This window comes from Acidimicrobiales bacterium (assembly GCA_035512495.1).
In the GTDB taxonomy this organism is placed as follows: domain Bacteria; phylum Actinomycetota; class Acidimicrobiia; order Acidimicrobiales; family CADCSY01; genus DATKDW01.
On the sequence record DATKDW010000033.1, the window covers coordinates 1 to 21,579 of the forward strand.

General features: G+C 72.2%; 23 protein-coding genes and 3 tRNA genes. 15 read left to right on the forward strand and 11 right to left on the reverse strand.

All coding sequences use genetic code 11. The annotated features are described in order from the left end of the window. Window positions 1-152 precede the first annotated feature (152 nt). Both purS and VMN58_03865 read right to left on the reverse strand, forming a co-directional pair. Entirely contained in the window at window positions 153-425 is a 273-nt protein-coding gene (gene purS, locus VMN58_03860) for a phosphoribosylformylglycinamidine synthase subunit PurS (GenBank protein ID HUF32329.1), read from the reverse strand. A 62-nt stretch (window positions 426-487) separates the two neighbouring features. Then, window positions 488-901, reverse strand: a complete 414-nt coding sequence (locus tag VMN58_03865) for a hypothetical protein (protein HUF32330.1) — start codon at window positions 899-901, stop codon at window positions 488-490. A gap of 125 nt (window positions 902-1,026) precedes the next feature. Between VMN58_03865 and purL the strand changes: the two genes are divergently transcribed. The 5 genes from purL (at window position 1,027) to VMN58_03890 (ending at window position 6,854) form a co-directional block, all read left to right on the forward strand. After that, window positions 1,027-3,234, forward strand: coding sequence for a phosphoribosylformylglycinamidine synthase subunit PurL (purL, locus tag VMN58_03870; protein HUF32331.1), 2,208 nt, complete (start codon window positions 1,027-1,029; stop codon window positions 3,232-3,234). A gap of 80 nt (window positions 3,235-3,314) precedes the next feature. Next, on the forward strand, window positions 3,315-4,847 hold the full coding sequence (gene purF, locus VMN58_03875; GenBank protein HUF32332.1) for an amidophosphoribosyltransferase: 1,533 nt from the start codon (window positions 3,315-3,317) through the stop codon (window positions 4,845-4,847). Then, window positions 4,840-5,886 (forward strand): phosphoribosylformylglycinamidine cyclo-ligase, encoded by a 1,047-nt coding sequence (gene purM / locus VMN58_03880; protein HUF32333.1) that lies wholly within the window; start codon window positions 4,840-4,842, stop codon window positions 5,884-5,886. The genes purF and purM overlap by 8 nt, the downstream gene beginning before the upstream one ends. A 1-nt stretch (window position 5,887) precedes the next feature. Continuing rightward, window positions 5,888-6,313 carry a response regulator gene (locus tag VMN58_03885; GenBank protein HUF32334.1) on the forward strand — a complete coding sequence of 142 codons (426 nt, stop codon included), beginning with the start codon at window positions 5,888-5,890 and terminating at the stop codon, window positions 6,311-6,313. Then, complete coding sequence (locus VMN58_03890; GenBank protein HUF32335.1) at window positions 6,303-6,854, forward strand: hypothetical protein; 552 nt, start codon at window positions 6,303-6,305, stop codon at window positions 6,852-6,854. The genes VMN58_03885 and VMN58_03890 overlap by 11 nt, the downstream gene beginning before the upstream one ends. Here the strand turns inward: VMN58_03890 and pyrE are convergent. The 3 genes from pyrE to VMN58_03905 are packed head-to-tail and all read right to left on the reverse strand — an operon-like array spanning window position 6,835 to window position 10,637. Then, a complete protein-coding gene (gene pyrE, locus VMN58_03895; protein HUF32336.1) occupies window positions 6,835-7,365 on the reverse strand; it encodes an orotate phosphoribosyltransferase in 531 nt (176 codons plus the stop codon). The two genes, VMN58_03890 and pyrE, sit on opposite strands and share 20 nt — an antisense overlap. Before the next feature lie 48 nt (window positions 7,366-7,413). Next, window positions 7,414-9,546: a dehydrogenase E1 component subunit alpha/beta gene (locus VMN58_03900; GenBank protein ID HUF32337.1), complete on the reverse strand. Its 2,133-nt coding sequence runs from the start codon at window positions 9,544-9,546 to the stop codon at window positions 7,414-7,416. A 17-nt stretch (window positions 9,547-9,563) separates the two neighbouring features. After that, window positions 9,564-10,637 carry a Glu/Leu/Phe/Val dehydrogenase dimerization domain-containing protein gene (locus VMN58_03905; protein ID HUF32338.1) on the reverse strand — a complete coding sequence of 358 codons (1,074 nt, stop codon included), beginning with the start codon at window positions 10,635-10,637 and terminating at the stop codon, window positions 9,564-9,566. Window positions 10,638-10,854: 217 nt separating this feature from the next. Between VMN58_03905 and VMN58_03910 the strand changes: the two genes are divergently transcribed. The 6 genes from VMN58_03910 to VMN58_03935 all read left to right on the forward strand — a co-directional run bounded on the left by VMN58_03910 (window position 10,855) and on the right by VMN58_03935 (window position 16,028). Continuing rightward, window positions 10,855-11,061 (forward strand): BldC family transcriptional regulator, encoded by a 207-nt coding sequence (locus tag VMN58_03910; GenBank protein HUF32339.1) that lies wholly within the window; start codon window positions 10,855-10,857, stop codon window positions 11,059-11,061. A 114-nt stretch (window positions 11,062-11,175) separates the two neighbouring features. Then, window positions 11,176-12,639 (forward strand): NAD-dependent malic enzyme, encoded by a 1,464-nt coding sequence (locus VMN58_03915; GenBank protein ID HUF32340.1) that lies wholly within the window; start codon window positions 11,176-11,178, stop codon window positions 12,637-12,639. A 4-nt stretch (window positions 12,640-12,643) separates the two neighbouring features. Continuing rightward, window positions 12,644-13,378 carry an HAD family hydrolase gene (locus tag VMN58_03920; GenBank protein HUF32341.1) on the forward strand — a complete coding sequence of 245 codons (735 nt, stop codon included), beginning with the start codon at window positions 12,644-12,646 and terminating at the stop codon, window positions 13,376-13,378. Window positions 13,379-13,383: 5 nt separating this feature from the next. Further along, window positions 13,384-13,950, forward strand: coding sequence for a dTDP-4-dehydrorhamnose 3,5-epimerase (gene rfbC, locus VMN58_03925; GenBank protein HUF32342.1), 567 nt, complete (start codon window positions 13,384-13,386; stop codon window positions 13,948-13,950). 60 nt (window positions 13,951-14,010) lie between these two features. Next, the gene (locus VMN58_03930) at window positions 14,011-14,961 is read left to right on the forward strand and encodes an anti-sigma factor RsbA family regulatory protein (GenBank protein HUF32343.1); all 951 of its coding nucleotides are present in this window, start codon (window positions 14,011-14,013) and stop codon (window positions 14,959-14,961) included. Between the two features lie 41 nt (window positions 14,962-15,002). Continuing rightward, on the forward strand, window positions 15,003-16,028 hold the full coding sequence (locus tag VMN58_03935; protein HUF32344.1) for a phosphotransferase: 1,026 nt from the start codon (window positions 15,003-15,005) through the stop codon (window positions 16,026-16,028). 158 nt (window positions 16,029-16,186) lie between these two features. Here the strand turns inward: VMN58_03935 and nrtS are convergent, their stop codons facing one another. Continuing rightward, on the reverse strand, window positions 16,187-16,552 hold the full coding sequence (gene nrtS / locus VMN58_03940) for a nitrate/nitrite transporter NrtS (protein ID HUF32345.1): 366 nt from the start codon (window positions 16,550-16,552) through the stop codon (window positions 16,187-16,189). Here nrtS and VMN58_03945 point away from each other — a divergent pair. After that, window positions 16,515-16,835 carry a hypothetical protein gene (locus VMN58_03945; GenBank protein HUF32346.1) on the forward strand — a complete coding sequence of 107 codons (321 nt, stop codon included), beginning with the start codon at window positions 16,515-16,517 and terminating at the stop codon, window positions 16,833-16,835. The two genes, nrtS and VMN58_03945, sit on opposite strands and share 38 nt — an antisense overlap. A 20-nt stretch (window positions 16,836-16,855) precedes the next feature. On the opposite strand, the gene VMN58_03950 is transcribed toward VMN58_03945, so the two are convergent. The 5 genes from VMN58_03950 to VMN58_03970 all read right to left on the reverse strand — a co-directional run bounded on the left by VMN58_03950 (window position 16,856) and on the right by VMN58_03970 (window position 19,356). Beyond that, window positions 16,856-16,931: transfer RNA gene (locus VMN58_03950), tRNA-Phe, on the reverse strand. A 30-nt stretch (window positions 16,932-16,961) separates the two neighbouring features. Further along, window positions 16,962-17,039, reverse strand: a tRNA-Asp gene (locus tag VMN58_03955). 31 nt (window positions 17,040-17,070) lie between these two features. Beyond that, a tRNA-Glu gene (locus VMN58_03960) sits at window positions 17,071-17,143 on the reverse strand. 75 nt (window positions 17,144-17,218) lie between these two features. Then, complete coding sequence (locus tag VMN58_03965) at window positions 17,219-18,487, reverse strand: hypothetical protein (protein ID HUF32347.1); 1,269 nt, start codon at window positions 18,485-18,487, stop codon at window positions 17,219-17,221. A 17-nt stretch (window positions 18,488-18,504) separates the two neighbouring features. Next, a complete protein-coding gene (locus VMN58_03970; GenBank protein ID HUF32348.1) occupies window positions 18,505-19,356 on the reverse strand; it encodes an alpha/beta hydrolase in 852 nt (283 codons plus the stop codon). A 42-nt stretch (window positions 19,357-19,398) separates the two neighbouring features. On the opposite strand from VMN58_03970, the gene VMN58_03975 reads away from it, so the two are divergent. From VMN58_03975 to VMN58_03985, 3 genes are read left to right on the forward strand one after another with little or no spacing between them, the layout of a single operon-like run. After that, window positions 19,399-20,103: a histidine phosphatase family protein gene (locus VMN58_03975; GenBank protein HUF32349.1), complete on the forward strand. Its 705-nt coding sequence runs from the start codon at window positions 19,399-19,401 to the stop codon at window positions 20,101-20,103. Window positions 20,104-20,141: 38 nt separating this feature from the next. Continuing rightward, on the forward strand, window positions 20,142-20,432 hold the full coding sequence (locus tag VMN58_03980) for an HNH endonuclease signature motif containing protein (GenBank protein HUF32350.1): 291 nt from the start codon (window positions 20,142-20,144) through the stop codon (window positions 20,430-20,432). Between the two features lie 30 nt (window positions 20,433-20,462). After that, complete coding sequence (locus VMN58_03985) at window positions 20,463-21,419, forward strand: CAP domain-containing protein (GenBank protein HUF32351.1); 957 nt, start codon at window positions 20,463-20,465, stop codon at window positions 21,417-21,419. The last annotated feature ends 160 nt before the right edge of the window (window positions 21,420-21,579 follow it).

Here is a 21,579-nt window from a genome sequence, read left to right on the forward strand (position 1 = left end):
GTGGGCGAAGCCACCGGGCACGATCACCGCGTCGACCCGACCGAGGTCGTCGTCGCCGTGCCAGAGCACCTCGGCGTCCCCGCCGAGGCTGCGGATCGCCTCCATGGCGTCGGCCTCGCAGTTGGAGCCCGGAAAGAGCACAACACCGACCGTCACGACGTGACCCCGGCGCCGACGGCGGGCTCGAGGGTGACGACCGCCTCCTCGATCACCGGGTTGGTGAGGTAGCGGGCGCAGAGGTCGTCGACCCGGCGGCGGGCTTCGTCGGCGTCCGCCGCCTCCACGGCGAGCCGGATGGCCTTGCCCACCTGGACGTCGGAGATGCCCTCGAAGCCCAGCGTGGGCAGCGAGCGCTCGATGGTGGAGCCCTGGGGGTCGGCGATGCCGGGGCGCAGGCGCACCTCGACGAGCACGTCGAATCGCATGGGCTCAGTCTCGCACGCGTGCGGGTCGCGACCGCCCGCGGGCCGGGTGGGGAGGGGCGGGCTCAGCCGGCGGCGCGGGAGATGCCAGCGCTCTTCAGCACGGCGGCGGGTACGCCGAGCTCACGCCAGGCGGCGTAGCTGATGCCCTTGCGCATCCCGTAGGCGGCGGCAGCCTCGATGAAGTCCTCCTCGAGCCCGGTGAGGTCGACCGTCTCACCCATGCGGCTCTTCTCGTCGATGAGGTCGCGGCGCTCCTGGATCAAAGAGAGCGCCTTGATCGGGCTGGCCGATGTCATGTCCTCGTCGATTGCGGCGAGCCGCTTGTCGATCGACTCCGCGGTGCGTTTGCGACCCCGCTTGGGCTTGTTTGACTCGAGGCCCTCCAGGTAGGCCGCGACCTTGCGGCTCTGGGTGCGTCCTTCGGCCATCGCGGCCTTGTGCTCATCGGTCACGGTGCGCTTCTTCGCTGCTGCCATGCAACGAATGTAGAGCACGGTGATAGTCGAATTGCAACTCAGGTCATTGTACGCCTCCGATCCATCTCCGATAGTCGCTTCTGCGCCAGGATGGGGAGGTCGCGGCGGGCCGGTAACGTGCGGCCATGGACGACGCCCTCCACCGGGCCCTCGGGCTGACCGACGACGAGGCCGCCGACATCGAGGGGATCCTCGGTCGCGCCCCCAACCACCTCGAGCTGGCTATGTACGCCGTCATGTGGTCGGAGCACTGCTCCTACAAGTCGTCGCGCACCCACCTCAAGCGCCTTCCCACTGAGGCCGAGTGGGTCCTGGTGGGGCCGGGTGAGAACGCCGGGGTCATCGAGGTGGGCGACGGGATCGCCGCCGCCATCCGCATCGAGAGCCACAACCACCCCTCGGCCATCGAGCCCTACCAGGGGGCGGCCACCGGGGCAGGCGGCATCCTGCGCGACATCTTCACCATGGGCGCCAGGCCCATCGCCCTCATGGACCCGCTGCGTGTGGGCCCGCTCGACGACGCCCGCAGCCGCTGGATCCTCGAGGGGATCGTCAGCGGCATCTCCGGCTACGGGAACTCGGTGGGCGTGCCCACCGTGGGCGGCGAGGTCGTCTGCGACGAGACCTACACCGAGAACCCCCTCGTCAACGTGCTCTGCCTCGGTCTGCTGCCCACCGAGCGCCTGGTGCTTGGCCAGGCGTCGGGCGTGGGCAACCTGGCCGTGCTGCTCGGCTCGGCCACCGGCCGCGAGGGCATCGGCGGGGCCAGCGTGTTGGCCAGCGCCGGCTTCGCCGAGGGCGAGGACGAGCAGGCCAAGCGGCCCAGCGTGCAGGTGGGCGATCCCTTCGAGGAGAAGCGTCTGATCGAGGCGTGCCTCGCCCTGCTCGATGCGGGCCTGGTGGTCGGCATCCAGGACCTCGGCGCCGCCGGCCTCACCGGTGCCACCAGCGAGACCGCCAGCCGCGGCGGGGTCGGCATGGACGTCGACATCAGCGCCGTGGCCCGCCGGGCGCCGGCCATGGAGCCCTTCGAGGTCATGACCAGCGAGACCCAGGAGCGCATGCTCGCCATCGTCGAGCCTGACGGCCTCGACGAGGTGCTCGCCATCTGCGAGCGCTGGGAGGTGCGGGCCAGCGTCATCGGCCGGGTCACCGACACCGGTCGGCTCCGCATCCACGACGGGTTCGAGAACGAGCCCCTCGCCGACATCCCCGCCTCCTCCCTCCACGACGACGCCCCGCTCTACGAGCGCCCGCTCGAACGCCCGGCCCCGGTGGCGGGCGTCGACCCCGCCGCCATCGAGGCGGCCGATGCGACCGAGCACCTGCTGGACTCGCTCATGGACACCTCCTGGGTGTCGAGCCAGTACGACTCGCAGCTGTTCCTCAACACCGTCGAGGGCCCCGGTGGCGATGCCGTGGTGCTGCGCCTCAAGCACCCCACCACCGGGGCCGACACTGGTCGTGGCCTGGCGCTGACCACCGACGGCAACCACCGCTGGTGCGCCGTCGACCCCCGCGCGGGCACCGCCATGGTGGTGGCGGAGTCTGTCCTCAACCTGGCGTGCGTGGGCGCTCGGCCCCGGGCCGTCGTCAACTGCCTCAACTTCGGGAACCCCGAGCACCCCGAGGTCATGTGGCAGCTGTCGGAGTCGATCGACGGCATGGGCGACGCCTGCCGTGCGCTCGGCGTGCCGGTGATCGGCGGCAACGTCAGCCTCTACAACGAGAGCAAGGGCCGCGACATCGACCCCACGCCGGTGATCGGCCTCCTCGGCGTGGTCGACCGCCTCGACCGCCGGCCGCCTGGGGTGGGCCTGGTCGACGGCGGCCACCTCCTGCTGGTGGGGCCCCGCTCGTCGGAGCTGGGCGGCTCCCGCTTCGCCGCCCGAGCCTCGGGCGGCGGCCGGCCGGTGGGCTCCCTGCCCGAGCTCGACCTGCAGGCTCACACGGCCGTGGCCGACGTGGTGCGGAGCCTGGTGGCCGACGGTGCCGTCGCCGGCCTCCACGACGTAGCCGACGGTGGCCTGGCCGGCGCCCTCGGCGAGCTCGTCGCCCGTTCGGGCCTGGGTGTCGACGTGCGTGGCCTCGACGGGGTGGGCGAGCTCTTCTCCGAGGCGGCATCCCGGGTGGTGCTGTGCGTCACCCCCAATCGGCTCGACGCCGTGCGTGCCCGCTGCGAGCAGGCCGGTGTGCCCGTCGCCGAGCTCGGCACCGTCGCCGGCGACCGCCTGCGCGTCGACGACCTGGTCGACGTCGCCGTCGACGAAGTGGTCACCGCCTGGCGCGACACCCTCCCGACCGCCTTCGCGGCCGGAAGCGTCTCGGGCTGACCCTCCGGCCGGAAGGTTCCGGGGCGGCGGTGGATGCCCGGGATCGCCGGATCGCGGCGTGGTCGTGGCACCATGGAGCAGTGACGCGCGCCGACCCGATCGAGATCGACGACGACCTGCTGGGCGGCGATCTCGGCAAGCCGCGGGAGGCATGCGGCGTCTTCGGCGTCTACGCCCCTGGCCAGGAGGTGGCCAAGCTCACCTACCTGGGTATGTTCGCCCTCCAGCACCGTGGGCAGGAGGCTGCCGGCATGGCGGTGTCCGACGGCGAGTCGATCTTCGTCGACAAGGACATGGGCCTGGTCACCAACGTGTTCGACGAGCGGCGCCTGGCCTCGCTGGTGGGCCATGTGGCCGTGGGCCACACCCGGTACTCCACCACCGGGTCGAGCACCTGGCGCAACGCCCAGCCGGTGTACCGCGACGTCGAGTCGGCCGAGTTCGCCCTGGGCCACAACGGCAACCTCACCAACACCGAGGCGCTCGCCGCGGAGGCGGGGATGCTTCCGGGCACGGGCACGGGCAGCGACAGCGACCTCGTCGCCGAGCTCCTCGCCGCCGAGATCGGCCGGACGGGTGAGCGCAGCGACGGGCGCGAGCTCGAGCACGCCCTCACCGCCGTGCTCCCCTGCCTGGAGGGGGCCTTCTCCTTCGTGTTCGTCGACCAGGGCCACCTCATCGGCGTGCGTGACCCGAACGGGTTCCGTCCCCTGTGCCTCGGCAAGATCGACGGTGGCTGGGTGCTGGCTTCGGAGACGCCGGCGCTCGACATCGTCGGCGCCCACTTCGTGCGCGAGCTCGAGCCGGGGGAGATGGTGGTGATCGACGCCACGGGCTACCGGTCGATCCACCCGTTCGACAGCTCGCAGATCGACCCCAAGCTGTGCCTGTTCGAGTTCGTGTACTTCGCCCGGCCCGACAGCCGCCTCTACGGCCAGAGCGTCCACGCCGCCCGCCAGCGCATGGGTGAGCAGCTCGCCCGCCAGGCGCCGGTTGACGCCGACATCGTGGTCCCGGTGCCCGAGTCGGGGGTGCCCGCGGCACAGGGCTTCGCCCGAGCATCGGGCATCCCCTACGGCGACGCCTTCGTGAAGAACCGCTACATCGGGCGCACCTTCATCGCCCCGACGCAGGCGCTGCGGGCCAACGCCGTGCGCATGAAGCTCAACCCCATCCGCGAGAACGTGGAGGGCAAGCGCCTGGTCGTCGTCGACGACTCCATCGTGCGGGGCACCACCCAGAAGGCGGTGGTCCGAATGCTGCGCGAGGCTGGTGCCGCCGAGGTGCACCTCCGGATCATGTCGCCGCCCTACCGCTGGCCCTGCTTCTACGGGATGGACACCGGTGAGCGCTCCGAGCTCCTCGCCGCCAACCTCACCGTCGACGAGATCCGCGAGTACGTGGGCGCCGACTCGCTCGTCTACATCACCCTCGACCGCCTCACCGAGGCCACTGGAGCGACCGGTGGTGGCTTCTGCGACGCCTGCCTCACCGGGCGCTATCCGGTGGAGGTGCCGGTGACCCTGCGCAAGGGGGTCCTGGAGGGCAACGACATGCCCATGGGCGGAACGGAGCGGGAGCTCCACCAGATCGAGGTGCCGCCCCTTGGGTGAGACCTACGAGTCCGCCGGTGTCAGCATCGATGCCGGCGAGGCAGCCGTGCAGCGCATCAAGGACAAGGTCCGCTCCACCTTCCGCCCCGAGGTCATCGGCGACATCGGCGGCTTCGGGGGCCTCTTCGCCCTCGACCGGTCGCGCTACCGCAACCCCGTGCTCGTGGCCGCAACCGACGGCGTGGGCACCAAGGCACTCGTGGCCCAGGCCACCGGGCGCTTCGACACCATCGGGGTCGACCTCGTCGCCATGTGCGTCGACGACCTGGTGTGCCAGGGAGCGGAGCCGCTGTTCTTCCTCGACTACATCGCTGTGGGCCGCCTCGACCCCGACCACATCGAGTCGCTCGTCGGTGGCGTTGCCGAGGGATGCCGCCAGGCCGGGTGCGCCCTGATCGGCGGGGAGATGGCGGAGCACCCCGGCGCCATGGAGCCCGGCGAGTTCGACCTCGTCGGCTTCGCTGTGGGCGTGGCCGAGCGTGACCGCCTGATCACGGGCGAGCACCTGGGGCCGGGCGACGTCCTCCTTGGCCTCCCCTCGCCCGGCCTGCGGTCCAACGGGTACTCCCTTGCCCGACGGGTGCTCTTGGAGGTGGCCGGTCGTCGCCTCGACGACCCTGCCTTCCCCGGGTCCTCCCGGACCCTGGCCGAGGAGCTGCTCGAGCCGTCGGTCATCTACGCCCCGGCCATCGGTGCCCTGCAGCGCGCCGTCGACGTGCGGGCGGTCGCCCACATCACCGGGGGCGGCATCGTCGGCAACCTGGCGCGGGTCCTGCCCCCGGGGGCCGACGCCGTGGTCCGGCGCGAGACGTGGGAGGTCCCCCGCATCTTCGGAGAGATCCAACGTTCAGGCGAGGTGGACGACACCGAGATGACCCGCGTGTTCAACCTCGGGATCGGGATGGTCGTGGCCGTCCCCGCCGCCGACGCGTTCAAGGCCCTCGACGTGTTGCGCGCCGCCGGCCACCGGGCCATGGAGATCGGTGAGGTCGTCCCCGGAACCGGGCGCGTCGAGCTCGTCCCGCGCCACGCCAGCTGACGTGGCCCGCATCCTCGTCGTCGACGACGAGCCCGACATCTTGATGGTGGTCCGGCTGAGCCTCGAGGCCCACGGCCACGAGGTCCTGCTCGCCGCCGACGGTCGCATGGCGCTCGACCGCCTCACCGGCCACCTGCCCGACCTGGTCCTGCTCGACCTGATGATGCCAGTCCTCGACGGGTGGGGGGTCCTCGTCGCGCTGCGGGATCGACCGGAAGAGGTGCCCGTGGTGGTGCTGTCGGCCCTGGTGGGCAACAAGGCCGCCGAGCGACGCGCCTACGACCTCGGCGCCTTGGACGTCGTGGGCAAGCCCTTCGAGGTCGACGCGCTGCTCCGCCGGGTCGACGAGCTGCTGGCCCTCGACGCCGTCGGCCGCTGCCGCCGCCGCGACCGCCGACGTGTCGAGTGCGGGATCGATGACGACTGACGCCGTGGGGGCACGGGTCGGCGTCGCGTCCCTGGTCGCCGTGGCGGTGGTCGTGGTGGGGGTCCTGGTCGTTGCCGGCCTCTACGCCGCTGGACGCCCGTCCCCGGCCATGACTGCCGATGATGCCCGGGCGTTCACCGAGCGCGCCCTGGCCCACGCCGGCGTTGAGGGGGCGGTGGTGGGCGGCCGGGCGGGCGCGGTCCGCCAGCGCACCTTCCGGCCGGGTGACGGCTCGGGGCCGGTCCCGGTGCTGGTCGTCCCTGCCCTCGTCGGCGGGGAGCGCATCGCCCTCCACGTGGCGCGCGACCGGGACGCAGCGGTGTACCTCGACGACGTGTCGGGTGCCGGCGACGATCTGGTGCTCGACGACGAGCAGTTCGCCGCCATCGAGGGCTTTCGCTACGACCCGGCCGGTGAGCGGGCCCGAGGCGCCCGGGTGGTGGCGGGCACCGTCGCCGTGCTCGTTGCGGTGTCGGCCGCGGCCGCTCTCGTGCTGGTCGTGCGGGAGCCGGGTGGGCTGATCAGCCTCCGGCGGCCTTGAGCTCCGACATCGTGAACAGGGCTCGCAGCTCGAGGCCATCGGCGTCGAAGGCCTTGCGACCGCCGGCCTCCCGGTCGATGACGCAGATCACGGTGGCCACCTCGGCGCCGGCCGCGCGCAGGTCACCGCAGCTCGTCAGCACCTGCCCGCCGGAGGTCACGACGTCCTCCACCACCGTGAGGCGTCGTCCCTCGAGCTCACCACCCTCGGCAAGACGGCAGGTGCCGTAGGTCTTGGCCGCCTTGCGCACGAACAGGGCGGGCAGGCCCGTCACCTGGGAGAGGCGGGTGGCGATGGGGATCCCGCCCAGCTCGAGGCCGGCGAGGGCCTCGGTGCCGTCGGGTACGAGGGGCGCGAGGGCCTCGACGATGCGCCCGAGGAGGGCGGGTTGGGCTTCGAAGAGGTACTTGTCGAAGTACTCGGTGGAGGTGGCGCCCGACCGCAGCGTGAACTCGCCGGTGAGGTGGGCCGTGGTGAAGATGTCGCGCGCCAGCGCGGTGCGAGCGTCCATGACCCGATGATCGCACCCGGTGCGACCCGGGGGCGACGGGGTGTCGAACTAGAAGGCGATGAGGTCCCGTGCGGCGGCGACGATGTCGTCCACCTGGGGCAGGGTGGCGGTCTCGAGGGTGGGCTCGTAGGGCACGTGGTTGTCGAGCGCGCCGACGCGCCGCACCGGGGCGTCGAGGTCGGCGAAGCACTCGGCGCCGACCCAGGCCGCCACCTCGGCACCGAAGCCGCCGGTGAGGACGTCCTCGTGCACGACGAGGACCTTGGCCGTCCGGGCCACCGACTCGGCGACGAGGTCGTGGTCCCACGGGGCCAGCGACCGGAGGTCGACGATCTCCACCGACGCGCCCTGCTCCTCGGCGAGGCGGGCGGCCGCCTGACGGCTCTTCTCGACGGTGGCGCCGTAGGTGACGATGGTCAGGTCGGTACCGCGCTGCACATAGGTCGCCCGCCCGAACGGGATCACGTGGTTGGGTCCGGGCAGAGGGTCGCGGGCGTAGGGCTGGCGCAGCAGGTGCTTGTGCTCGAGGAAGAGCACCGGGTCCTCGCAGCGGAAGGCGTAGCGCAGCAGCCCCGAGGCATCGCTCGCCCGGGAGGGGAAGGCGACGAGCAGGCCCGGGATGTGGGTGAAGATCGACTCCCCGCACTGCGAGTGCCAGATCGACCCGCCGGTGAGGTAGCCGCCGATGGGGACGCGCAGCACCATCGGGCAGCGGTAGGCGCCGTTCGATCGCCAGCGCAGCGTGGCTGCCTCGCTCTTGATCTGCTGCATGGCGGGCCAGATGTAGTCGAAGAACTGGATCTCCGGCGCCGGCCGCAGCCCCCGCAGCCCCTGGCCGATCGCCCGGCCGACGATGTTGGCCTCGGCGAGGGGGGTGTTGTAGCAGCGGGCCTGGCCGAAGGCCTTCTGCAACCCCAAGGTGGTGCCGAAGACGCCTCCCTTGCCCTCGACCTCGGCCAGCACCGCCTCACGGGCGTCGGCCACGTCCTCCCCGAAGACCCGGATGCGCTCGTCGGCCTCCATCTGCTCGTGGAGGGTGAGGCGGATGGCCGCGCCGAAGGTGACCGGTTCCCCGTCGCCAGGTTCCTCGTGGGGCGCAACGTCAGGCAGGGCGACGACGTGCTCGCCAACCGTCGCCGGGTCGGGGCGGGTGCCGGCCATGGCCTGGCGGGCTGCCGCACCCACCGACGCCTTGGCGTCGTCGCGGATGGCGGCCGCCTCGTCTTTGGTGATGACGCCCGCCTCGATCAGCTCGCGCTCGAGGCGGTCGATGGGGTCCAAGAGGGCCTCCACCTCGAGCTCCTGGGGCAGGCGGTACTTGCTCTGGGTGTCGGCGCCGGAGTGCGAGTAGGGCCGGGTCACCATGGCGTGGATGAGGGCGGGACCCTCGCCGGCGCGCACCTTGGCGATGGCCCGCGCCGCCGCCTCACGGACCGCGGGGTAGTCGGTGCCGTCGATGCGGTGCACGGCGAGGCCCCGGAAGCCCTGCACCAGCTCGGCCACGGGCGCCGGCGCCTGATCGGTCGAGGGCACGGAGATGGCGTAGCCGTTGTCGGCGATGACGAACACCACGGGGAGGTGGAGGGTGCACGCCGTGTTGAGGCTCTCCCAGAACTCTCCCTCTGATGTCGCCCCTTCGCCGAGTGAGACGTAGGTGACCTCGTCGCCGTGGGCGTGGCAGCCCTCCATCTGCGGCCGTCGGGAGATGTAGCGGGAGGCCTCGGCGCAGCCCACGGCAGGGAGGCACTGGCTGCCCGTGGGGCTCGACTGGCTGACGATGTGGAGTTCGGTCGAGCCCCAGTGGCTCGGCATCTGGCGACCGGCCGAGGAGGGGCAGTCGGCCGAGCCCACGGCCTGGAGCAGGATGTCGAGCGGGGAGACGCCTAGCCCCAGGACCAGTGCCTGGTCGCGGTAGTAGGGGAAGAACCAGTCGTAGCCGGGGCGGAGGTGCCGGGCCAGCCCCAGCCCCAGTGCCTCGTGACCGGCACCGGAGATCTGGAAGAAGACTCGGCTCTGCTTCTGCATGCCGAGCTGGCGGTCGTCGATTGCCCTCGAGGTGCAGGCCAGACGGAGGTCGGCGACGAGCTCGTCGGTCGGCATGCCACGGTAGGTCCCCCCCCGGCCCCCATCGTCGTCCGCGGCCCCCTCACCGGTGGTGCCGCGGTCGATGGTGCTGGCCATGAGTGCCCCCTGCTCGCTCAGTCGTGGTGGTGCGGTGTCTTCCTCGCCGCGTCGAGGCGCTCCTCGGCCACCCGGTCGGCGGCGGCGGTGGTCGTGATCCCCTCGGCTCGGGCCGTGGCCAGGACCGTGGCGGTCGTGGCCTCGACCCGGGCGATCGCACGGTGAGCCCGCTCCCGGTCGTAGCCGTCACGGTGCCGCTCCTCGGCGATGTTGATCACCCCTCCTGCGTTCACCACGTAGTCGGGAGCGTAGAGGACCCCGGCGTCGGCGAGGCGGCTGGCGTCGTCGGGCTCGGCGAGCTGGTTGTTGGCCGAGCCGACCACGGCGGCGCACGCCAGCTCGGGGATGGTCTGGGCGTTGAAGGCGCCACCGAGGGCGCAGGGGGAGAGGATGTCGCAGGGGGTGCGGTGGGCATCGGCCACCCCGACGACCTCCACGCCGTGTCGCGCCGCCATGCGCCCGGCGGCGGCCGGGTCGATGTCGGCCACGCTGACCACCGCGCCGGCCGACACGAGGTGGCCCACGAGGGCGCTGCCGACCTTGCCCACCCCGCTCACCACGATGCGGCGCCCCTCGAGGGAGCTGTCGCCCCAGAGATCGGCGGCGACGGCCGACATCGCGCACCGGACGCCGAGGGCGGTGGCGGGGGAGGGGTCGCCCGACCCCCCGAGGGACTCGCTCACCCCGGTCACGTGCCTGGTCACGGTCCGGACGAGGTCCATGTCGGCCTGGGTCGTGCCGACGTCCTCGGCCGTCAGGTAGGTCCCGGCGAGGTGGTCGACGGCCCGCCCGTAGGCCCGGATGAGCTCGTCGGTCCGGTCGACGGCGGGGTCGCCGAGGATCACCGCCTTGCCGCCACCGAGGTCGAGGCCGGCGACCGCGGCCTTGGAGGTCATGCCGGCCGCCAGGCGCAGCACGTCGTCGAGGGCGTCGTCGTCGGAGCGGTACCGGCGGAAGCGGGTGCCGCCGAGGGCGGGGCCGAGCACGGTGGAGTGCACGGCGATGATCGCCCGCAGACCGGCGGCGTCGTCGGAGCACCGCACGACGCGCTCGTGGCTTGCTCCCCCGAGCTCCTCGTAGACGGCCGTCACGGTCCGAGAGTACCCACGCGCGAGACGGGGCGACCGTGGTGGTGAATGGCGCCGCGCCACCTCGGGTAGTGACTAGTCCGTTCGGGTCCGGCAAATGGCCCGACCGAGCCATTGGCTGCAATGGCGACCAGTCGTAGATTGGGGGAGGAAAAGGACACACGTCCCTTCGGCGCCCGTCCCCCACCATCCCACCACAACGACTCACACGGAGACTCAGATGGCCCAGAACGATGACTTCAATGCCCCCGAGGCACTGCTCACCCCCTCTGAGGTCGCACAGCTCTTTCGTGTGAACCCCAAGACGGTCACCCGGTGGGCTCGAGCCGGCAAGCTCACCGCCATCCGGACCCTTGGCGGCCACCGCCGCTTCCGCGCCAGCGAGATCAAGCGCTGCCTCGAGGAGATGTCGACCGAGGAGCGATAGGGGTCGAGACGCACGATCGCCTCTCCTCTCGGTTTTGGGGAGGGGCGTCGTCGCGCTTGGGCTCCGGTTCCGCTTGGGGGTGGGTGTTGAGGCGGCAGTAGCCTCGCTGCTTCTATGGGGACTCCGAACGCCGCCTACTCCGTCTCTGTCCGCATCGAGGTCGACGACCGGCCGGGGACGCTCGGGCGGGTGGCGACGGCGATCGGGGACGCCGGGGGGAACATCGTGGCCATCGACATCGTCGACGCCGCCGGCGAGACCCTGCTGGAGGACCTCACCGTCGACGCCCGTGACGAGGCCCACGCCACGGCCCTGGGTGAGGCGGTCGGCGCCCTCGAGGGTGTGCGGTTGGTCAGCGTCCTCGACCGCACCTTCCTGCTCCACACCGGCGGCAAGATCGAGGTGCGCTCCAAGATCCCGCTGCGCGACCGATCCGACCTGTCCATGGCCTACACGCCCGGCGTCGCCCGGGTCTGCAACGCGATCGCCGCCCGACCCAGCGAAGTCCACAACCTCACCATCAAGAAGAACACCGTCGCCATCGTCACCGACGGCACGGCAGTGCTCGGCCTGGGCGACATCGGCCCCGCCGCATCCCTGCCGGTCATGGAAGGCAAGGCGCTCCTGTTCAAGGAGTTCGCCGGCATCGACGCCTTCCCCATCTGCCTCGAGGTCGACCGGCCGAACCCCGACGCCGCCGCGGGCGAGGTCGACGCCGGAGCCGAGCAGATCATCGAGTCGGTCGAGCGCCTCGCCACGGTGTTCGGTGGCGTGAACCTCGAGGACATCGCCGCCCCGCGGTGCTTCGAGGTCGAGGAGCGGCTCAAGGACCGCCTCGACATCCCCGTGTTCCACGACGACCAGCACGGCACCGCCGTGGTGGTCCTCGCCGCCCTGCAGAACAGCCTGAAGCTGGTCGACAAGAAGATGGCCGACCTCAAGGTGGTCATCGCCGGTGTCGGCGCCGCCGGGGTCGCCATCGCCAAGATCCTGATGCAGTCCGGCGTCGAGAACGTCATCGGCGTCGACCGCAAGGGCGCGGTGTACGACGGTCGCAGCGGGCTCAACGCGTCGAAGCAGTGGTTCGCCGAGCACACCAACCCCGAACACCGGACTGGGGCGATCCACGAGGTCATGCCCGGCGCCGACGTGTTCGTCGGCGTGAGCGGCCCCGGCCTCCTGCTTCGCGACGACCTGCGGGTGATGCACGACGACCCCATCGTCTTCGCTCTGGCCAACCCCGATCCGGAGATCCTCCCCGAGGACGCTGCCGGCCTGGCGTCGGTCATCGCCACCGGGCGCAGCGACTACCCCAACCAGATCAACAACGTGCTGTGCTTCCCCGGCATCTTCCGGGGTGCCCTCGACGCCGGCGCCACCACCATCACCGAGGGGATGAAGCTGGCGGCGGCGACCGCCATCGCCGAGGCCGTCCCCGACGACGAGCTCTCCCCGAGCTACGTGGTGCCGAGCGTGTTCAACAAGAAGGTCGTCGAGCTCGTGGCCGACGGTGTCGCAGCCGCCGCCCGCGCCGAGGGCGTGGTGCGCGTCGGCCACGACGACGCGCGCCGCAGCTGAGACGATGGCGCCGCGCCGGGTCGAGGTCGTGACCTTCGACTTCTGGAACACCCTTGTGTGGGAGGAGGCCGGTCACACCGCGGGTCGCCGTCGGGAGGCTTGGGCCGGTCTGCTCGAGGAGGCCGGCTTCGCCATGGAGCGGTCGTTGCTCGACGCCGTGTTCAAGGAGTCCTGGGAACGCTTCGTCCAGCACTGGACCACCAACCAGCAGTACCGCGCCGTCCACGCTGCCGAGGAGATGCTGGAGCGCCTCGGCTTCGACGTGCCGCCCCACGTCGCCCGGTCGCTGGTGGATGCCTTCACCACTGCCGGGGAGCACGCCGCGCTGCACCTTGCCGACGGCGTCGAGGAGTGCCTGCGCGAGCTCGCGGGGGCGGGACTGCGGCTCGGCATCATCTGCGACGTCGGGATGACACCGTCGACCACGCTGCGGGCCCACCTCGAGCGCCACGGGGTGCTCGAGCTGTTCGACCACTGGTCGTTCTCCGACGACGTCGGCCACTACAAGCCCTCGAGGGTCATCTTCGAGCACGCCCTGGCCGGGCTGGGCGGCGTGGCCCCGGAGCGCGCGGCCCACGTGGGCGACATCCGTCGCACCGACGTGGCCGGTGCCCTCGCCATGGGGATGACGGCGGTGCGCTACACGGGCATCAGCGACGACGACACCCGGCCCGAGCCCGAAGCTCAGCTGGTGATCGCCGACCATCGGGAGCTCCCCGGCGCCCTCGGGCTGGCGTGAGCGCCGTGGGTGTCACCCCCTTCGAGGCCAGCCCGACGGAGGTCGAGGGTCTCTGGACCATCACCGTCAAGACGGTCGCCGAGCCCCGCGGGGCGGTGCGCGAGCTCTACCGCGCCGGCGCCTACGCCGAGGCACTCGGGTTGCCTCCGTCGCCCCCGTGGGCCCAGGTCAACGTGACGGAGACCCGGCGGGGCGCCATCCGGGGCCTGCACGGCGAGGACATGACCAAGCTGGTGGCGGTGGCCTCGGGCGAGGCCTTCGGCGCCTACCTCGACGCTCGGCGGGACTCACCCACCCGGGGCCGGGTGGTCACCGCCGTGCTCCGCCCTGGCACCCAGGTGCTGGTGCCCCCTGGCGTCTGCAATGGCTTCCAAGCGCTGGCCGAGTCCACCCAGTACCTGTACTGCTTCGACCGGGAGTGGGAGCCGGGAATGCCCGGCGTCGCCGTTGATCCCCTCGACCCCGAGCTCGGCATCCCGTGGCCGCTGCCCGTCGACCTGGCTGACGAGGCCCAGCTCTCGGCCAAGGACGCCAGCCTTCCGAGCTGGGCCGAGGTCTCGGCGACGGGCTGAGCACGGCTCCGTGCCCCTCGCTGCGATCGCTCTCGGGCACCCGTGGGTACGGTGGACGAAGTGTCCGCACTCGCAGACCACCGGTCCTCCTGCTCCTTCGAGCACCAGGCGTTCATCTACGACTCCGACGACGACTACCTGGTGGCCTTCGTCCCGTTGCTCGAGACGGCTCGGGGGGCTGGCGACGACGTCCGCGCGGTCGTCCCGCGCCGCAACGCCGAGCTCCTCCGCAGTGGCCTCGGTGGCAGCCTCGACGACATCGAAGTCGTCGACGCCGCCGCGTGGTACGAGCACCCGGTCTCCACCATCGCCGGGTACGAAGCCATCCTCGACGGGCTCCCGCCGGGCACCAGGGCGTTCGTGATCGGCGAGGTCGAGTTCGGCTCCACCGAGGCGGAGTGGGTGGCCTGGACACGCTACGAGGCGGCGCTCAACGCCGTGCTCGGTCGCCACAACGCCACGGTGGTGTGCCCGTACGACTCCCGAACCCTCCCAGCCACCGTGGTCGAGGACGCCCGCCGGACCCACCCCTACCTGCTGACCACAACCGCCACCCGGCGGAGCGACGCCTACGTCGAACCGGAGATCCTGTTCCGGCTGTTGCCGCCGATCACGTCCGTCCCTGACACGGAGCCCGACGTGGACCTGGTCGTCGAGGCTGATCCTCGGCCCGCGCGCCACGCCTTCGCCGCCGCGGCAGCCCGGAGCGGGATGGCGGACGGACGCATCCACGAGCTGGTGCTCGCGCTGAACGAGGTGCTCACCAACGCCCTCGTGCACGGTGGCGGAACCGCCCGGTTGCGAGTGTGGGCGCCCCGCGGAGACGAGCTCACCTGTGTGGTCGACGACCAGGGCAAGGGAGTCGACGACGTGCTGCTCGGCTACGCCGGCCCGCCTGAGGGCTCCGCCGGGGGTTACGGCGTCTGGGTCGCCCGGCGCCTCTTCGAGCGCTGCGAGCTCCAGAGCTCGCCCACCGGCGGGCTGACGGTCGTGCTGGCGACCCGTTCGTAGGTCTCGTGGTGGTCGGGACCGGCGTCGTTATGGTTGCAGTTGTGTCATCCGATCGCGAGGTAGCTCCGACTTCCGATCCCGGTCAGGTGCTAGTCGACTGGCTGCGGGGCCGGTTCGGTAACGATGTGGAGCTCAAAGGAACGTCCGAGACCAGCGGTGACGGGTTCGACAGCGAGATTCACTTCGTGTCATTGACCGGCTCCGACGTGCCCGAGGGCTGGCGAGGGCCGCTCGTCCTGCGGATCAAGCCAGACGTGGACCGCTTCGACATTGCTCTCCGCGAGATGACCATCCAGAACTGGTGCGCGGAGGCCGGCCTGCCGGTTCCCCGTGTACTCGAGGTGCTCGAACCGGGCGAACCGTTCGATCGACCGGCCCAGGTGATGGAGCGGGCGCCAGGGGTGATGCTGCTGGCCGTGCTTCTCTCGTCGCCGTGGCGGTTCCGCTCGCTGATGGGTGAGCTTGCGAAGCTTCACGCCCAGGTTCACCGGGCCGATCCCGACGGGTTTCCTCCAGGGGATGACCTGCTCGACCGGCGGTTGGCCCTAACCCGGGATACCGCCGAGCGACTGGACCACGAGCCTCTCCGACGTGCGCTCACCGACGTAGAGGTCATCGCCCCGCGGCTCCGAGGCGGGCCACCAACGGTGTGCCACGGCGACTTTCATCCGCTCAACGTGATCGTTGGCCCTGGAGGCCTCCAGCTCATCGACTGGACCGATGCCGGCGTTGGCGACCGGCATGGCGACGTGGCCCGAACCCTGCTCCTGTTCAGCGTCGCCTGGCTGGCCGCGGGGAGTGCTTCGGAGCGGCTCGCGCTTCGGGCCGCGGGGCCCATGCTGGGACGGGCCTACCGAAGGGCCTACCGCCGCGAGTTCGCTCTCGACGAGGAGCGTGTAGCGCTGTGGACGCCAGTCCACCTGCTGCACGGCTGGAGCCAGGCCATCGGTGTGAAGGCAGACCTCTTCGCATCCACTGACCAGAGCGGAAACGACGAGCGGGTTCCAGACTCGCTCGCAGGCACACTCGAGTCTCGGTTCCAGGCGGCGCTCGCCGCCGTCACCTGATCTGCGGCACCCCAGGTCTAGGTGCCGCGACCTGGCGCGCGTCTACTGCACGTGCATACCTGGCGTTCTGCGGCTGGCGGCGGTGTCGGGGTCCGCTGGTCAAACCGAGGCGGCTGAGGATCCGCACGAACAGAAGGAGCAGCGGGAGCTCGTTCCACTCATCGGCGTCTGTGCGTGGCGATGAGGATCCCGACGTTGGTGACCGCGAACGGGACGAGGTAGGTCAGCGCGCCCTTGAACCAGACGGTCGAGGTGGCGTCGCCGGCGAGCACCACATCGAGCTGGTTGATGCAGAACAGGAGGGTCCCGACGATGAGGGCGGTCAGCAGGGTCCGTCGAAGGTGCGGCGGATGTCGGATGACCGCCATCGCCTCGGCGGGACCCGTCCACATCGGCGGTGGCTGCCCGATGAGATGCTCGCCGCACTTCCCGCAGTAGGGGTGACCGAACGGGTTCGGATGGCCCTGCGAGCAGTCGCGCGCGGCGGTGCCGGTCCCCTGTTCTGGCTGCTCGGCGCGGAGCACGGCCTCAGGGTACGTCGGCGGCACTGCCCACGTCCCGAGCACGGCGCGAGGTTGGATTCCACCGGTCCGGCAAGGTCTGATCAAGCTCGTCGTCGACGGGAGCCGCGGCGTCGTGGTCGGCGCCCTCAGCATGGGCCCGAGTGGTGGCGAGGTGCTCGGCATGCTCACCTTGGCCGTCCACGCTGAGGTCCCCGTGGAGCAGCTCCGCCGCATGATCTGCGCCTACCCGACCTTTCACCGTGGGGTGGAGGACGCGCTGCGGTCGCTCGACGACCGGCCCTGACCGTCTGACCAGGGCCTTTGTGGTGGTCGGGACCGGCGTCGATCCGGTGACCTCGCGCTTTTCAGGCGCGCGCTCTGCCAACTGAGCTACCCGACCGGGGACCACGGCCCCGAGGGGTCGCGCTCCTGGCGGTCCCGACGGGATTTGAACCCGCGGCCTCCACCTTGACAGGGTGGCGAGCACTCCAGACTGCTCCACGGGACCGTGGTGCCGCCGAACACACTAGGCGACGTTGCACCCCCAACGGGATTCGAACCCGTGTTACCGGCGTGAAAGGCCGGCGTCCTAGGCCGCTGGACGATGGGGGCCGGCGCCGTCGGAGGCGGGGCCACGGTAGCAGCCGTCGCCGGTCGCTCCCCATCGGCCCCAGGGGCTCCTCCCCCTCAGCGGTCGAGGGACCAGGTCGTGCCCGAGGGGCTGTCGTTGATCGTGACGCCCGCGGCGAGGAGGCGGTCGCGCACGGCATCGGCGGTGGACCAGTCGCGGGCGTCCCGGGCGGCGTCGCGCACCGACAGGAGCGCTTCCACGAAGGGCGCCACGACCTCGGCCGGGTCCCGTACGCCCTCTTCCGCCAGCTCGCCGAGGCGGATCACCATCGAGCGCAGGGCGGACCGCCCCCGCTCGGCCTCGTCCTCGGCGAATGACTCCGAGGCCCACCGAACGAGCACCTCATCGAGCTCGAGGGCGGCGGCTGCCGCTGCCCCGGCATCCCTGTCCACGGCAGCGTCGAAGCTGTCCTGGAGGCGGGCGACCTCATCGAGGAGGGGCGAGGCCGCCTTCCCGGTGCCGGTGGCGTCGGCGGTGACACGGCCGGCGACGTCGGCCCCTCCGTCCGACCGGTCGCCGGTCTCCCCGCGACCGGCGGCGATGTCCGCCAGCTCCTCGATGCCCACGGTGGTGCCGGAGGGGAGTTCGGTGCTGCGGCCGTCTACCCGCACGGTCACCACGCCCAGGCCCACCACCTCGGCGCTCCCGGCGTCGAGGTCGAGGACGAGGCCCGTGTGCTCGTCGACCCCGAGGACGAAGGCCCCGTCGGGAAGGTCCGCCTCCAGGAGGGCCAGGCGCTCCGCGCCCAGGTAGCAGAAGCGGGTGTCGTGGTTCCGGCCCTCGGCGTTGTCGAAGTGGGGGATGACGGCGGCCCGCAGGCCCGCCAGGGCGAGGAGATCGAGGCCCTCGAGCCAGTGCGGTTCGGCGCCGACCTTGTAGATCTCGTAGACGGGCACGGTGACCACCCCGAGGGTGAGGGCGGCGGCGCTGGCGAAGGTGACCGCCCCGCCCCGCTCGAGCTTCTCGGCCAGCACGCCTGGCACGGGCGACCCTCGCCACTGGCGCAGTGCGTAGGTGGGGCTGCCGGGCCCGGCGAAGGCGTAGCGGGCCCGGCGGAGGCCGGCGGACGCCCGCTCCACCGCCACGGTGTCGCCGTCGTCGACGCGGCGGAGGCCGGCGACCTCCATGTCGAGCCCCACCGAAGTGGCGAAGTAGGCGACGGCCTTTGCCGACAGCTCGTCGGCGTTGGCCTGGAAGCCGAAGGGGGTGTCGAGGAGCACGGCGGGCACCGGCGGGGGGCCCAGCCGATCGATCAGCCGGCGGTGGACGGTGACCATCGTGGGGCTGGTCTCCCCCGAGCCCATGATCGTGAGCAGGCGCGGCAAGGCGGTCGGCGTCGCGGTCATCGCCGCCCCGGGAAGAAGCCGTCGTCCACGGCGCCGGCGAGGAGGTTGGCCACGAGCGCCGGGCGCTGGGCGTGGAGGTCGTGGTCGCCGAGGACCCACTCCGTCCGGCTGCGCGGGAGGGCGGCCTCGGCGGCGGCCACCGCCGGTGCCGGGCCGCCGTCGTTGCCGGGCCGGCCGGCGGGTACGAGCAGCACGGGCACCCGCATCTCCGGGTAGCGGTCGCCGGGGCGGTGCTCCCAGAGCCCGTGGAGGACGTCGAGGTGGCGTTCGAGGGGCAGACGGGGGCTGACCGTGCCGTCGGCGCGGTGGTCGAAGCACGCCAGCACCGCGGCGATGCCCGTGTCGGGCCAGTCCGGGTGGGCGGCGCGCAGCCTGGCCTCGAGCGCCGAGGCCAGCATCCCATCGGTGATCGGCGGGGCGAGCGCGGTGGCGCAGCGCTCCCACTCGGGGAACCGCGACCGGAGGTCGATCCACCCGCCGTCGATGCAGGCCACACCCCCCACCGCCCCGGGGGTCGACCAGGCCACCTCGATCGCCACGTTGGCGCCCCACGACTGACCGGCCACAACCGGCGCCTCGATCCCGAGGCCGTGGATCACCCTCACCACGTCAGCGGCGACCGTGGCCATGTCGTAGCCGGTGGCCGGCGCGTCGCTGGCGCCATGGCCGCGCAGGTCGAGGGTGGTGACCGCGTGGCCTCGGTCCGCGAGGTGGCCGGCCACGGCGGCCCAGAGGGCCCGGCACGACGCCAGGCCGTGCACGAGCAGGAACGCCGGGCCCGACCCGTCCCAGACGCTGGCCTCCAGGGCCACGCCCCCGTCGACGGTCACGCGCGTCGTCAGGGGCATCTGGCGAGGGTACCGACGCCGGCCGTCCTAGCGTTGCTGGTGATGAGCGACGCACCCGAGTATCGACAGCCGAGGTTCACCCCGCCGCCGGGGGCCTGCGAGCTCCTGCTCGTGCGCCACGGGGAGTCGGCGCCCGCCCGGCCCGAGCGGCCCTTTCCGCTCGTCGACGGCCACGGCGACCCGCCCCTCGACCCCAACGGGGTGGCCCAGGCCGAGCTGGTGGCCGACCGGCTGATCGCCTCGGGCGAGGAGATCGCCGCCATCTACGTCACCAGCCTGCGGCGGACCCACGAGACGGCGGCGCCCCTCGCCGGACGCCTCGGTCTCGAGGTTCGGGTGGAGCGCGACCTGCGCGAGGTCCACCTCGGCGAGTGGGAGGGCGGCGAGTTCCGGCGGCGCGTCGCCGAGGGCGACCCCGTCGCGGTCCGGATGATGGCCGAGCAGCGGTGGGACGTCATCCCCGGCGCCGAGCCGGCCGAGGTGTTCGCGGCTCGTGTCGAGGCCGGCATCGGAAGGATCGCTGCTGCTCACCCGGACCAGACCGTCGCCGTGTTCGTCCACGGTGGAGTCATCGGCCAGGCCATCGCCCTGGCGTCGGGTGCCGCCCGGGGCTTTGCCTTCGTCGGCTCCGACAACGGCTCGATCTCTCACCTGGTGGTCACGCGCGACCGCTGGATCGTGCGGTGCTTCAACGACACCTCGCACCTCTCGCCCACCTTCAGCGCGGCCCCCGAGCCGCCCACCTGACCGGCCGAGCGATGTCGCCACGGTCGAGGTGGCGGGCCGTGCGGGCCATCGGACGCCGGCGGCTGCGGGCGTGGCGCATGGCGGCGCGGAACCGCTCGAGCGGCTCGACGTGCTTCTACTGTGGCGTGGCCTTCGAGGGGGAGGGATCTCGGCGGCGCACCGTGGACCACCGGGTCCCGCGGGCGCTCGGCGGCACCGACGGCCTGGCCAACCTGGTCTTCGCCTGCACCGCCTGCAACCAGCGCAAGGCTGACAGTGCCGAGGACGACTTCTCCGCATCGGACTGGCTGGCAGCCCGCCGTCGGGACGTGGGGCCACCACCGAGGTAGCGACACGGCGCGTGTCGGTACCCACGGTCCGTGCAGGAAACGGGGGGTGCGACGCCGAACCGTCTGTGCATCGACACGCCCCGTCGCCCCGTCGTCTTTGTCGTCGCCCTCGTCGCCCTCCTCGCAGCGTCCGGCGCCGGTGCCGCCCGTGCCGCGTCGCCCGGCGACGAAGCCGGCTTCGTCGCCCGCGCCAACCAGGAGCGCACCGCCCGGGGCCTGATCTCCCTGGCCGTCGCCGACGACCTCCGCGTGGTCGCCCGCCGCCACGCCCAGCGCATGGTCGACCGGGACGAGCTCTACCACAACCCCAACCTCGGTTCCGAGGTCGAGGGGTGGGACGTGGTGGCCGAGAACGTAGGGGTCGGCAGCGAGATCCAGGGCATCCACGACGCCTTCATGGCCTCACCGACCCACCGCGACGTCATCCTGAGGCCCGACCTCGAGGAGGTGGGCGTGGGCGTGGTGCGCACCGACGACGGCCGCATCTGGGTGGTCGAGGTGTTCCGCCGGCCATCGGCTCCGCCATTCCGGGCAGCAGCCGCGTCGCCACCGGTCGCCGCCCAGCCGTCGACCGGTCCGCCGCCCCAACCCGAGCCGTCCCCATCGCCGCCGGCCGATTCCACCGTCCCCGATCCTGGCTCCAAGGCTGGCGGGGCGCTCGCCGAGGAACACACCCCCCAGCCGACCGCCGGGCTGGCGCTGGCCGAGGGCATCGTGCAGGCGGGGTGGCCCGGTCCCGGCGGCTCCGCCGGCACGGTCGTGCTGTCGGCCGGCCGGGCCCTCCCCGCGACCCCGGCCGGGGGCGCGCCGCTCTCTGGCATCGTGGCCGCCCTCTGCCTCGCCCTGGTGGTGGGCCTCCCCGGCCTGGTGCTGCTGCGCCTGGGGCTCGTCGCCCTGCCCCGGTGGCCCGAGCGACGGTTGGTCACCTCCCGATCTCAGCGGTGGGAAACCGCCCGCGGCCGCCGGGGAGCCCCGACCCGCGCCTGAAGCTCTGTCGGCGACGGGTCCCGTGAGCCTTAGTCGGCGAGGGCGGCGACGATCGACTCGAGGAGGATCCCCAGGTAGGCGTAGACGGCGAGCGCCGGGCCTTCGGGGTCGTCTGGGTCGGGGCTCAAGTCGGTGTCCTCGCTCACGTCGAGTCGGGTCC